Here is an 11,822-nt window from a genome sequence, read left to right on the forward strand (position 1 = left end):
TGGTTGGCGGAAGCTGAGGCGCACGTACAATCGGAGCGTTTCGACGCTGCCGAAGAGATTGTGTCACGCGTCCTGGACGCGCATCCCGCCTATGCGCCCGCTCTGCACCAGGCCGCTATCCTTGCGCACAGGCGAAAGCAGCCGCAGTTGGCTTTGCATTGGCTCGAAAAGGCGATTGTCAGCGCGCCCGATCAGCCGATTTTTCATCGCAATATCTGCGAGCTCTATCGCAGTCAGGGGCGTTTGGAAGACGCGGTCATGCACGGCAGGAAGGCTGTGGAACTGGCGCCTGAAGACGCAGGCGCTCACTACAACCTCGGTGTCATTCATTACGATCGCATGGAGATCGACGAGGCGATTGCCTGTGCGCGTCATGCCTTGTCACTCCAGCCGGACATGGCAGCCACACACTTTGAACTAGCGGAAGCCTTACTGTTGAACGGCGCGTTTGAAGAAGGGTGGAGGGAATATGAATGGCGGTTTGATATGCCGAATTCCCCGTCCTTACTGCCCCACAAGGGTAAAACTCTGTGGGACGGTAAAGCCATGCCCGATGGCGCCTTGCTTCTGATCGGCGACCAGGGTTTTGGCGATACGATCCAGTTTTGTCGTTATGTGTCAGAGGTGGCGAAACTTTGCCCCAACCTCATTATGGCGTGCAGTTCCGAGATGCGGCCCATCGTGGCCCAGCAAAATGGGATCGTCCATTATGCCGATCGTTGGGAGGAGGTGCCGGCATTTGACGCCTATTGCTCGCTTTCTGGTCTCCCGCGCCTCTTTGGCACGGATTTGCAATCGATCCCGGCGCCAGTGCCCTATGTACATGCCGACGCCTCTTTGGTGGCCAAGTGGCGGAAAAGACTAGAGGCTTTGATCCCTAAAGGGTTTCGGACCGTGGGGATTGTATGGGCGGGAAGGCCAACCCACGGCAATGATCTGAACCGCTCGATGTCGCTTAAGAAGCTTGCGCCTTTGAGCGCTCTGGAACAGACCGTCCTTGTGTCGTTGCAAATGGGGCCAGCGGCCGCGCAGGCGGCGGATTACTACGGCAGGGCACCGCTGATCAATCTGGGTGCTGAAATTGTCGATTTCACCGACACCATGGCCATTCTGGAAATTCTGGATCATGTGGTCGCAGTCGATACGTCCATTGTTCATTTGGCAGGCGCTATGGGCAGGCCGGTTTCGGTCTTATTGCCGTTCGCACCAGACTGGCGGTGGCTGCGTGATCGCTCGGACAGCCCTTGGTATCCGACTGTTGAGCTGTTCCGTCAGACCTTTCCAGCCGACTGGTCTGGTCCCGTGGCGCGTGTGGCCGCTCGCCTTAAGCTCATCTAGTCCCCGCCCGTTCATTCATGGCGAGAGAACTCGCCACTCTATAGTATTGATTTTTCGCGGACCGGTTTGGTGGCTTAGTGTTTTCCGCCATGCGCCTAGGGGGTGGTCTTTCCCTAGGGGTAGAAAAGGACAGCGCCGGCCGTTGGGGCCATAGGCCGGCCTTTTGTGCTGTAGCCGGTTTGAGCACGGCTTTGATTTGGCAAAAGAGATTGGCCTCGGACAGGCGAGAGGATCTTACGCTGCGGAATGCTATTTTGATGAGCCGTTGACAGCTCGCCTGCGAGCCTGGCTAATTCGGCCACGCCATTCAATCCGTGGAAAAATTACCGCTCTACATCGCTTCTAACAACGGTATTGTCTGATAGGGATTACCCGTTGATCATCTCTTCCAGCTTGCTGATCGTCTTCATCACGGTATCGAAATCCGGACCATCACCCATGAACATTTCGCCCATCGCGGCGTAGTCGCGTTTTTGGTCATCAACCGGATTTCCTGTCGGCATGAGTTTAAGTGTGCCGAAGGCAGCGGTTTCATAGGATGCCTTGGCATCGCGGAATAGAAGGCTTTTGTTCCGTACAACAGATGCCAGCAAGTCCGGCTTAGCCAATGCGGTATCTAAACACCGGCCATGACCAGCATATGCAAATCGTAATAGTGGCGCGACATCCGGTCACGCATCTTGGAGCCGTGATGCAGCGCGTGCAGGATCGTCGCTTTTTCCCAGAACGTGCGTTCAGCTGCCAGCGTTGAGAAAGCCGTCTCGGCATTGACCAACAGATCAGGAAACCGTTCGGCCAAATAAGGCTTGATGACCCGCGTTTCGTTGGGCTCAATTTCACCGCGCGCGCCAAACTTCAGCTTGATTTGCGGCTTGATATAGCCGATTTCACCTTCACCAAACCGTCCGACTCCATATCCACCACGTCCGAAACCCGTCCCGTAATTGGCCAGACGCGGATAGCGGAACAGGATCGTCTGTGCATCGTCTTCCGCAACAACCAGCTTCCAGCCATCCACAGTGCCAAGCGCCTCGCTAATGGACGTTGCAAGTGCGGGGAGGGCGACCTCGGAAATATAGCGCTCTGCCGCTGCCGTCAGAGCTTCGGCACGGCGTTTGAGTTCATTTGACCCAATAGTTGCGCCTTTATCCGCAAATTACGTGGGAATTTTAAAGTGCCAATTTTGGCGCATTGGGACCGTTTTTTACCATTAAGGTGCCAATTTTGGCAATTAATTGGATGTATATATTTTACTCGCTATAAAAAGGACGTATAGGGCTGTTCGTAATTGGTCAAATATGGCATGTTACGCCCGAAAATCGTTTTAAGGCGCCAAATATGTCTACTAATAATGTGTCAATTGAAACGGTAGGTCACTTCGAGGCTCAACTCGGTGATCGATTATCGAAACTTAGATTGAGCCGCAATCTGACACGCGCACAACTCGCAAAGGAAACCGGTACCTCCCAACGAACGCTAGCCAGATTAGAGGCGGGAGAGGGGGGATCGCTTGATTCTTTCATTAGGGTGCTGTTAGCGCTTAACCTGGAAACGAATTTACTCAGTGTGCTGCCTGATCCGGCCGTTCGACCGATTGAACGTGTAAAGCTGCAAGGAAAGGAGCGTCAACGCGCGCGTCCGGTTCAAGCTGAGACTAAGCCTGCATCCGAATGGGCTTGGGGAGATGACGAGGAATGACAGACGCTCACGTCCGCCTGTGGGGCAAAAACATCGGTGCGGTCAGCTGGCTCAGCGATCGTCAGATTGGTGTCTTCCAGTATGAACCCGATTTCCTGGCTAGTAACATCCAACTTGCACCGGTTACCATGCCCCTAATTGCTGACCCGTATGAGTTTCCTGGCTTGCCCCGAGATGCTTTCAAGGGCTTGCCTGGCTTGTTGGCGGACTCATTGCCAGATAAGTTCGGAAATGCCCTGATCGACGCTTGGCTCGCCCAACAAAGCCGGCCGGCCAGCAGCTTTAATCCCGTCGAACGCCTATGCTACATTGGAACACGTGGCATGGGCGCTCTGGAGTTCCATCCGGTTATTGCGCAGGGCCAGAAGGGTTCGCGCACGGTAGAAATTGATGCACTCGTCACACTCGCCAACCTCGTACTGAACAACCGAAAGCAATTGTCCGGTGTGCTCACAGGAATTGACGATCACGAGACCTTACAGGACATTCTGCGCGTCGGAACTTCAGCCGGAGGCGCAAGGGCCAAAGCCGTTCTCGCCTGGAACCGGGAGAGCGGGGAATTTCGGTCCGGACAAATAAAGGCTGGGGAGGGCTTCACCTACTGGCTTATGAAGTTCGACGGCATCAGTAACAATAAGGACAAGGAATTGGCCGATCCTCAGGGGTTCGGCCGGATCGAATATAGTTTCTATCTGCTTGCGAAGGCCGCCGGCATCGATATGACTGAGAGCCGCCTACATCTCGAAGGGGGACGTGCTCACTTCATGACGCATCGGTTTGACAGAACTGAGAGCGGCCAGAAGATTCACATGCAATCCCTCGCCGGCATGAGGCACTACGATTTCAATGCGGCCGGCGCCTATTCATATGAGCAATCCGTCGAGACAATTCGCATGCTCTCCCTGCCGCAATACGACATAGAACAGCAATTCCGCCGTTCTGTTTTCAACATTCTGATCCGTAACCAGGATGACCACGTCAAGAACATCGCCTTCCTGATGAACCGTAAAGGGGAATGGCGTTTGTCGCCGGCGTTTGATGTCTGTTACGCCTATAATCCGTCTGGTCCTTGGACTAGCATGCATCAGATGAGCCTAAACGGTAAACGTGATGACTTCGAACTAAAGGATCTGCTCGATTTCGGCGAGTTTTGCGGTCTGAAGCGACCGACTGCTGAAAAGTTGGTTCGTGACATCCACGATGTCGTCGAGACATGGCCACAGTTAGCCGCCGAAGCGGGCGTTGACGATGACAGTATCAGGCGGATACGCGATACGATGCGAAGAGAGTTGGTGCTTCCATCACGTACCTCCAAAAAAGCCGAAAATTCGGGCTCTGGCCGGCGAAAAGCCCCCGCCATTTTTAATATCTTGGTGAAGGACATGAAGGGGCGGCCGGTAAGCGGCGCGCAAATATTTCTCCAAGCTGATAATGGGACGACAGTTGATGGGGAGACCGACAGTGAAGGTAAATGCCAGATCGAAGTGACAACACTGAGACCATATACGTTGCTCGCTGCGCATCCTGGTCACCCAGGCGAGATAGTAGAAGCTATCGATCCGACCACGCCAGTCTCCTTGGTGATGCGAGATATACCCGAGACGGGATCCCTGATCATCCGTTCAAACGGTTATATCCCAGGATTAAAAGGACGTCTGAATCCGGTCACGAACCCGAGCAGCCACTATTTCCTCTACGCTGACAATATTTCCATAGACGGTAACACAACCCAGCCCGCACCTTTTGAAATCGGCGCGCCGTTGGCACTGGAGGACGCTGAGGGCACGACACTCGATCTGACTGTCAGACGCTTTTCTGCGACTGTCGCCTTGCTGGATTATACTAGGTCAGATACCTGACAATAAGGCACCGGAAATCTAGGTGTCATTCTCAGAGCGATGTAGGTTGGGATACGTGTTGGACCTTACCCTTCAGCGTGACGACAAACTGTAATTCCGCCAGCGATGGGAGCACAAGGCGCATATGGCCGTGGTAACCGCCGTCAGATGGGGTCCAGCAAAAAGCATCGCTCTCCACTTTTTCCGGGCAAGTCCATGTTGAACACCTCGTCGCTGCGAGAGGTCATGCGTCAGAAGCCTGCACATTCAGGGAGATCGAAGGGAGGCCAGGGTGAAGCACTGTCTAACTGTCCCTCGTTGAGGCCCCGAAATCCGGCACGCTCAGGCTACCCGAATTTTCGGGCCTGACTGGACGGAGTAGGTTGAACTCTGGGGCTTAAGTGCCTTGCAGTGGGTGTTAATCGTCAATTCAGACGAAATTGTCCCGGACTGGCTGCGGCGGATGCACATGCCGCCGTTGCTTGAGGCCATCAAAGAACGTGCCGTGCGCGAGGGATTGGAATTATCGCACTGACAGTCTGCCAAAGTCCCCCTAGACAAATGCCCATGAATAAAATGAAAGGTTGGTAATTTGCGTTGGGCGTGTAAAATCGCACCAATAGTATGACGACCCCGTGGAGGATTCGACATGGCGACCGTGCGCAAGACTATCACCATAACTGACCAGCAAGACGCCTGGGTTAAATCTCAGATCGAAAACGGCAACTACACAAACGACAGTGAAATAATCCGTGACCTGATCCGACGAGAACAAGAGAGAACTGCCGAGATCGAGAGCATCCGAGCCGCCTTGATCGAAGCCGAAAACAGCGGAGAACCTCAACTCTTCGACCCCGAAGCTTTCAAGCGACGGATGCAACAGGCACATGGCTAGATTCCGCCTTGCACCAACTGCAGAGCGCGATCTGGAGCATATTTGGCGGTCCACCTAAATCAACCTTGGCGCATTATGTCGATCGGCATACGAAAATGGCCCAATGAGCTCTAAGCCGCGCAGGCTGGTATTAATCAAATCCACGCGCCTTGACTAATGGTACGCTTCGCACTAAATTGTGGTTTGGGTCAAAAGCGGGGTGAGCAAATGAAAGTGCGTCTAATTCTAGCCTGCCTCGGTTTGGCGGCATTGCCTGCTTTGGCCGCGGCAGATGCGTCGTCTCCGCTCAAGCGATCCTATCGCGAGGGCGAGACGCTCACCTATCGCATGACCACTGTGAATGAAGGCGTCCACTACTCGGCGGTGGCCAAAAGCGTAGCGACGAGCCAATCTGGTGTATTTCAGGAAGAGATTACATGGTCAGGGCTCACGATGAACGGTTCGCCTTCTCCGATGACGCCGGCGATGCAGGCTTACCGTCAGCCACTGTCACTTGATCCTGATCACATGCCTTCGCCCCCCGATTTGTCGGGTGTATCCCCTGCCCTTGTCGGGCCGGTTACCGATTTGATGACGGTGTATGTCGATCTGTGGCTGGCCAACAAGTTCAACGCTCTCCATAAGCCCGGTGACCACTTTTACTTCCCAAATCCAATGACGGCGTCTTGGGCCGACGGTGAGGCGGTGGTAATTGGCGAGGATGCTGTTGATTTCGATATGACCCTTGAAAGCGTTGACGACGCCCAAGGAACCGTTGTCTTGCTGGTAAGGCACGTCCCGCCACCGCAGCCGAAGATCCATATGCCCGCGCCGTGGATGCAGGCCCCTGTTGCGGATACGGCCAATAACTGGGTCGAGGTTCGGAAACTACCTGACGGATCCTTCAAGGCTGCCGTGGGGCAAGAACGGTTTGACGTACGCATTACACTCGATCGCGCCAATGGCCGGATTCTAAAGGCCCATATGGATAACCCCGTCACCACCTCTGAACGGGTCTGCAAGGATGCCGCCCTGACGCAGTGTGGCTCTCCAACGCCACGGCCCATTTTGCGCAAGGTAGATCTGGAGCTGGCGCCTTAGCGCACGTCCACGCCGGTCATGATTTCGGATAAGAGGCGGCGGAGTCGATCAGACGGTCACCGCGTGCCCATTCGGCCCAGTTGGCCGCGCTTTCGAGGTTTCTGATACCGTAAATCACCGCCACTTGGCTTTGTCTCGACAGGGATTGCCCAGCAGGACTTTCGATAAATTCCTGCAGGGCCTGCTTCTCGGACAAAGCTGCGGTTTCGAATGACGTAAGAAATGCGGCCGTCAGGTCTGGGCGGCCTTCCAGAAAGGGAAAGCGGAGCATCGCGGTTGACAGGTCTTTCGGATCGACGGGCAGGCAGAGCCAAGATTCAAACGCGCGCCTTCCGGCGTCAGTGATATGGAAGAGCCCCTTACCGCGCTCGCCTTTTATCGTCTCAATAAGGCCTTTGCGCACAAGGCTTGCCATGGCCGGGTAGATACTGCCCTGACTGCTTGAATAGTTTCCTATGGGGGTGGTTTCGAAGATCTTGCGGATAGCATACCCCGTCGCCGGTTTGCGCAGGACCAAGCCAAGAAGGGCGTAGTTTAGCGGCGTAAGTTTTTGACGTTCAGTCATTCAGTCATCCTGCGGCATCATTTACGCATTTGTTAAGTTAGAGCACCGAGTAGGAAGCTAACCGAAATGCCATGTGTTTGTTGCATTGGAGCCCGTTTTGGGTGCAGAAAATGATAGCCTGGCTTTAGGCTTTAGGGCCACGAGTTTTTCGACATTCGATAACGGGCAAGAAGGTCGTCGGTTCAAATCCGCCCCTGTACCCTTTCTGAGCGGTTTGGATTATTCTAGCCGTCACGGGTCGGCTGGTCGAGATTAGCCTTTTGCCCCCTGCGTCCTTGAACGCGTGGGGGGACATGCACCTCGATCGGTTGACTGCGGAGCACGCCCAGTGGGGAGTTGCGCCAAGGCTATATAGCCTGGAGCGCCAGTACAGGGAACGGCGAAGCGACGCAGCGAACTCGACATTGACAGGAAGCGCAAATGTTAGACGAGCCGACTTTATTTGTCGGTGTAGATTGGGCAAGCACAGAACATCAAGTTTGTATTTTGGGACCTTCAGGTCTGGAAATCTAACTAAATAACGACGCAGGACTGGCACAAAAACCTTCCCCGCTGGCGGGTGCCGTGGTTGCTTTCTGAAATGCCCGTTCAAAAAAAACCTAAAACCATTAAAACTTCCGCCAACTCGCACGTGCTTGGCCGCAAGGCATTTGCAGCAATTAGTGCAGTTGAAGGTCTGAAGTTGAACCGCGAAAGCTCAAAACGCTTAAACAGTCTTCGATCGGAAGATGTGAGCCCTGAAGAGAGACGGCAAGCTGTTATAAGGGCGTATTCCGAGAGCAAAGTTCATAAATGAGTTTCGGAGGCTACGACGCCTTCGACGATCCCTATGTTTACAAGGGGACAACTGTTCTGCGGAATAAGCTGAATATACGAGATGAATCAAAACTTGAGAGTTTTTGAGTTAGAGATGGCGCCGACCTTCAAACCAAAGCCTCGAAGAATGCCGCGCAGGCTTGTCTCGATATCCAAAAGCTTCGTTTGCAGAAGTTTACGGGCTGTCAGGATCGCACGAACTTCCTGAGCCGGTTGAGATTTGCAATGCACTGGCCGATACCAGCCTAACCGCATTAATTGGGCAATCCCACGAGCATCCTTTTTGTCAGTCTTGACCGGCATAATCTTGAAGGCTGTGCGCACATGCCCGTCTCGATCAGTTGGCACACCTGCCCCTGGGTGGTCATTTCGGCGTAAAGCCATTGCGACAACGGCCCGGCTTCCAGACCGACGAGTTCGAGCTCAATTCCGAAGGCCGCGAACCACGCCATCAGCGCTTCAGGGTCGCTCAGCGCGTCACCCTCACGACAAATTTTATGTGGAGGCGTTGATGCTATCCCGTCAACCATTGCTCTGGCTCTACGGCCGTACTCACGAATGCGATGACCACATGTTAGGCCAGACGCGGATCGTGTCCAATCAATCCGGCTATCCTAAGGCGCGAGGCCGTTTTGAGTGCGCCGATTTCGATCTGGCTGGACGGGTCGTAGGGGTTTGATACTCAACTAAAAAGTTAGGTTACGTGCTGAAGCCCTCGTACGCGAATGCCCCCGCCAGGGTTTGAGTATCCCCTTCGGATACCCCGCATCTGCGGCAAACTGCATACCATTGCTGCTTGAGGGTTTGCGTCATCGTGTCGATCAACGCTTGGGCTTCCCTATCCTGCATCAGGAACCGCGCAGCCTGCGTCAGCATGTTTCTGCCATTGGCGAAGCGCCCCATGTCACCGCACTCCATGGCGAGGTCACGGCGCTCTATCGAGATAGCCAGCGAAGGCGTCAGGTCATAGGCTGGTGACAATGCCCAATCGCGTTTTTTGGCAATCAGCGCATGGTTACGCGGGTGATCGTCGATATTCGAAATCAGGCCGTTGAAAACCATCCGCCGGAATAGCTCTCCTGCATCGCCCTTCGGCTGTGCAACCACACGCCGCAATTCTTCCGCCAGCAGTACATACGACCAGCGTTCGCGCTCCTGCGGGCTGTCACCCGCGCGCAGCAATGTTAGCGCGGAGACCATGCGCGCCCGCGCATAACCGTCGCCTGCCTTCTCTCGGTCAAAGCGTTTGACCATCAGCACATCCTTACCGGCGACCGTCACCAATTTGCTTTCCGCCGCTTGGATGCCGCATTGCTTCGCCAGTTCCAGCATCGCGTGCTCAACGCGGGCGCTGTTCCACCGGTCATCGTCACGGTTAAATTTGGCCAGCCATAACCCGTCTTCATCTTCAACTACCGCCTTCGGCCTCGCACCGCCCATCGATGTACCGAGAAGCAGCAGGTCTTGCACCTGTGCAATGTCCGGGTTAGCCCCGTCCGCGTGGGACGCAATCAGCTCATCGGCCAAGGTCTGTAACTTGGCCAGATCAATAGTTTTGTTGAAGGCGCGCATTGGTGCGGGTGGCACGGCATTTAGCCCAAAACCCAGCGCTCCCGCCCGGTCGTCTGGGGAGTGCAGCAGGTAATCGAGTTCGCCCATTGCCACCTGGCCGGAGTGCTTTTCAATTACGCGCCGTCCCCAAAAGTCGGGGCCCGAATCACGCAGAGCGCCAAACATGCCGTTGAGGCGTGTGGTTTCATACGTCGTGTCGGCCAGTTTCAATTCCAGCGGATCGAAGGCAACGGCGTTGGGATTATCCAGATAGCGCTTACCGTACACGAACCGGCCAAGCGCGTTGCCGCTCCTGTCTTGATCCAGCACCAGCCTGCCTGCCGTGATCGCTTTGGTGGTTCCGGGCAACGTAATGTAAACAAAACACTCAGAAGTCATTGTCTAAACCCTTTCCCGTGCGGGCGCGTTTCTTTTCTTTTCTGGCAGCCAGCGCGGTGCCTTCCTTGTCTTGTAAAGGATCGGCCAATTGTTCAAACGCAGGCAGCAGGTCATATATCCAAAGCAAGGCAGCATAGGTTGCCACACCGGTAGAGGCTTTTCCTTTTTCTGCATCCATCACCGCGCGCACACCTGTGCCGATGCGCGATGCCACTGTTTCCAGCGTCAGGTTGCGGCGTAGCCGCGCCGTGCGCAAATTATCGCCCACCTTTCGCAAGGCTTTCTCGACGTCATAGGGCTGTGTCGTGAGTAGCGCGTTGCGCATATTTCCCTCAAGGGCATGTTATCGCTGTCAATGTACTTTTGAGAGCATACCTGAATCTAACTAACATTTCAAGAAAGATGCTCTTTAGGGCATGAATAGCGCATTTATATGCCTTTAAGAGCATAAAATTTAAGTAGGGCTGCGCTCCTCGCGGTCAAGACCTTAGGGCAAGCGGATGCCAAAACCGTGTCGTCGCTGCGCTACAGCCCGCGCCATTCATGGTATCCGATCATTGACCGCTTTCCCCCCTCATTGCCGGGTGCAAGACTGGAAGTCTTACCTTGAAGTCGCGTGCATAAGGATCGCCAAGCCCTTCAAGTGCACCGCGTTCTACCAAGGCGTGGACCCGTGCGAACAGCACCAGATCGCCGCACTGGAATACCCCGCGTTCCCGGAAGCTTTCAACCATCATATCACCCAACACTTGGCCGACTAAGGAGCGATCAAAGGCCCAATCATTGGTGGCATGCTTCAGTAACTGCTTGTCGAAATAGTCGATCTGCGCCGAGACCAGACCTTCTGGTGTCATAACGCGCAGTGGTGCATTTTCGGTTCGCAATTGTTCCCATAAACTCGCCCAATTTGACAGGCTTTGCCGATCCGGGGTAATGGCACGATCCCACAGGGCGTACTTTGCAAAGAGCTCTCCACGGACCAATGAGACGCATTGCACTGGGGAAGTTATCCCAGGTGTACGGGGATCGGGAAGTGAATGATCGGTTAGATTGACCAAATTGAAGGCTGCATCACCGTTGCGCCGAAGCCATTCGAGGAATCCGCAATATTCCATAGTTGACCATTGCGAGAGCCACACAATTCGCGGATGCGTTGGATTGAGGGCCTTCTGCCAAAAAATCTCGATGCTGGTTCGATCGTCTTGGTCGATCTCTATTTCCAGTAAATCTTCAACGACATCCAATCGCGCATTCAGATCTGTATTGTCGAGCGGCCCTTGAGACCAGTCGTCTTGAAGGCCTACGACCTCCTCGTTACGTCCAGCTATAGCCAAGCCTTCACGTAGGGAGCCAGCGGCCGATAACGTGAAAACCACATGAAGGGCGGTATTGGTCATGGCGCTCCTTATAGCTTTGAATGATCATCGTGCCTTTGCGCCATAGCCTTACCATGCGCTGCCGCTCCACTAATAGTGGCGCTAATACCCGCCTCGTTGAAGCTGAACGCCACGACGCCAATTTCGATGACTTCGTCGGTCCGATGACTGAGCCCTGTCGTCTCGGTGTCAATTAACAAGCTGTTGATTATTGAACTGATGGGGTGGATGCCCCCTCCCACTGGGCAGTGTATAATGCCTGAACA

At 54.5% G+C, this 11,822-nt stretch carries 11 protein-coding genes and 2 pseudogenes; 5 read left to right on the forward strand and 8 right to left on the reverse strand.

The genetic code is table 11. The features are described 5' to 3' along the window. Positions 1-3 precede the first annotated feature (3 nt). Complete coding sequence (locus ABQ278_RS21345) at positions 4-1,338, forward strand: tetratricopeptide repeat-containing glycosyltransferase family protein (RefSeq protein WP_349323015.1); 1,335 nt, start codon at positions 4-6, stop codon at positions 1,336-1,338. Between the two features lie 368 nt (positions 1,339-1,706). Here ABQ278_RS21345 and ABQ278_RS21350 read toward each other — a convergent pair whose 3' ends face one another. Both ABQ278_RS21350 and ABQ278_RS21355 read right to left on the reverse strand, forming a co-directional pair. After that, positions 1,707-1,946 carry a hypothetical protein gene (locus ABQ278_RS21350; protein WP_349323016.1) on the reverse strand — a complete coding sequence of 80 codons (240 nt, stop codon included), beginning with the start codon at positions 1,944-1,946 and terminating at the stop codon, positions 1,707-1,709. Positions 1,947-1,954: 8 nt separating this feature from the next. Beyond that, the gene (locus ABQ278_RS21355; RefSeq protein WP_349323066.1) at positions 1,955-2,473 is read right to left on the reverse strand and encodes a nucleotidyl transferase AbiEii/AbiGii toxin family protein; all 519 of its coding nucleotides are present in this window, start codon (positions 2,471-2,473) and stop codon (positions 1,955-1,957) included. 203 nt (positions 2,474-2,676) lie between these two features. On the opposite strand from ABQ278_RS21355, the gene ABQ278_RS21360 reads away from it, so the two are divergent. From ABQ278_RS21360 to ABQ278_RS21375, 4 genes are all read left to right on the forward strand, one after another. Beyond that, on the forward strand, positions 2,677-3,036 hold the full coding sequence (locus ABQ278_RS21360; RefSeq protein ID WP_349323017.1) for a helix-turn-helix transcriptional regulator: 360 nt from the start codon (positions 2,677-2,679) through the stop codon (positions 3,034-3,036). Continuing rightward, a complete protein-coding gene (locus ABQ278_RS21365; RefSeq protein ID WP_349323018.1) occupies positions 3,033-4,895 on the forward strand; it encodes a HipA domain-containing protein in 1,863 nt (620 codons plus the stop codon). The genes ABQ278_RS21360 and ABQ278_RS21365 overlap by 4 nt, the downstream gene beginning before the upstream one ends. Before the next feature lie 628 nt (positions 4,896-5,523). Next, positions 5,524-5,769, forward strand: coding sequence for a type II toxin-antitoxin system ParD family antitoxin (locus ABQ278_RS21370; RefSeq protein WP_349323019.1), 246 nt, complete (start codon positions 5,524-5,526; stop codon positions 5,767-5,769). A gap of 207 nt (positions 5,770-5,976) precedes the next feature. Next, positions 5,977-6,849 carry a hypothetical protein gene (locus tag ABQ278_RS21375; protein WP_349323020.1) on the forward strand — a complete coding sequence of 291 codons (873 nt, stop codon included), beginning with the start codon at positions 5,977-5,979 and terminating at the stop codon, positions 6,847-6,849. 16 nt (positions 6,850-6,865) lie between these two features. Here ABQ278_RS21375 and ABQ278_RS21380 read toward each other — a convergent pair whose 3' ends face one another. The 6 genes and pseudogenes from ABQ278_RS21380 to ABQ278_RS21405 all read right to left on the reverse strand — a co-directional run. Beyond that, positions 6,866-7,414 carry a PadR family transcriptional regulator gene (locus ABQ278_RS21380; protein WP_349323021.1) on the reverse strand — a complete coding sequence of 183 codons (549 nt, stop codon included), beginning with the start codon at positions 7,412-7,414 and terminating at the stop codon, positions 6,866-6,868. 906 nt (positions 7,415-8,320) lie between these two features. After that, a pseudogene (locus ABQ278_RS21385) lies at positions 8,321-8,700 on the reverse strand (transposase); the annotation flags it as partial. Positions 8,701-8,929: 229 nt separating this feature from the next. After that, positions 8,930-10,180 carry a HipA domain-containing protein gene (locus tag ABQ278_RS21390; protein WP_349323022.1) on the reverse strand — a complete coding sequence of 417 codons (1,251 nt, stop codon included), beginning with the start codon at positions 10,178-10,180 and terminating at the stop codon, positions 8,930-8,932. Next, complete coding sequence (locus ABQ278_RS21395; protein ID WP_349313590.1) at positions 10,170-10,505, reverse strand: helix-turn-helix transcriptional regulator; 336 nt, start codon at positions 10,503-10,505, stop codon at positions 10,170-10,172. The genes ABQ278_RS21390 and ABQ278_RS21395 overlap by 11 nt, the downstream gene beginning before the upstream one ends. A gap of 229 nt (positions 10,506-10,734) precedes the next feature. Continuing rightward, on the reverse strand, positions 10,735-11,577 hold the full coding sequence (locus ABQ278_RS21400) for a DUF3658 domain-containing protein (RefSeq protein ID WP_349323023.1): 843 nt from the start codon (positions 11,575-11,577) through the stop codon (positions 10,735-10,737). An 86-nt stretch (positions 11,578-11,663) separates the two neighbouring features. Next, a pseudogene (locus tag ABQ278_RS21405) lies at positions 11,664-11,756 on the reverse strand (exonuclease domain-containing protein); the annotation flags it as partial. Positions 11,757-11,822 lie beyond the last annotated feature (66 nt).

Source organism: Asticcacaulis sp. MM231 (assembly GCF_964186625.1).
Taxonomy (GTDB): Bacteria; Pseudomonadota; Alphaproteobacteria; order Caulobacterales; family Caulobacteraceae; genus Asticcacaulis.

Coding starts and splice junctions, on each gene's coding strand:
- ABQ278_RS21370 (WP_349323019.1), top strand. CDS start 5,524: ATGGCGACCGTGCGCAAGACTATCACCATAACTGACCAGCAAGACGCC.
- ABQ278_RS21365 (WP_349323018.1), top strand. CDS start 3,033: ATGACAGACGCTCACGTCCGCCTGTGGGGCAAAAACATCGGTGCGGTC.
- ABQ278_RS21375 (WP_349323020.1), top strand. CDS start 5,977: ATGAAAGTGCGTCTAATTCTAGCCTGCCTCGGTTTGGCGGCATTGCCT.
- ABQ278_RS21395 (WP_349313590.1), bottom strand. CDS start 10,505: ATGCGCAACGCGCTACTCACGACACAGCCCTATGACGTCGAGAAAGCC.
- ABQ278_RS21390 (WP_349323022.1), bottom strand. CDS start 10,180: ATGACTTCTGAGTGTTTTGTTTACATTACGTTGCCCGGAACCACCAAA.
- ABQ278_RS21400 (WP_349323023.1), bottom strand. CDS start 11,577: ATGACCAATACCGCCCTTCATGTGGTTTTCACGTTATCGGCCGCTGGC.
- ABQ278_RS21360 (WP_349323017.1), top strand. CDS start 2,677: ATGTCTACTAATAATGTGTCAATTGAAACGGTAGGTCACTTCGAGGCT.
- ABQ278_RS21380 (WP_349323021.1), bottom strand. CDS start 7,414: ATGACTGAACGTCAAAAACTTACGCCGCTAAACTACGCCCTTCTTGGC.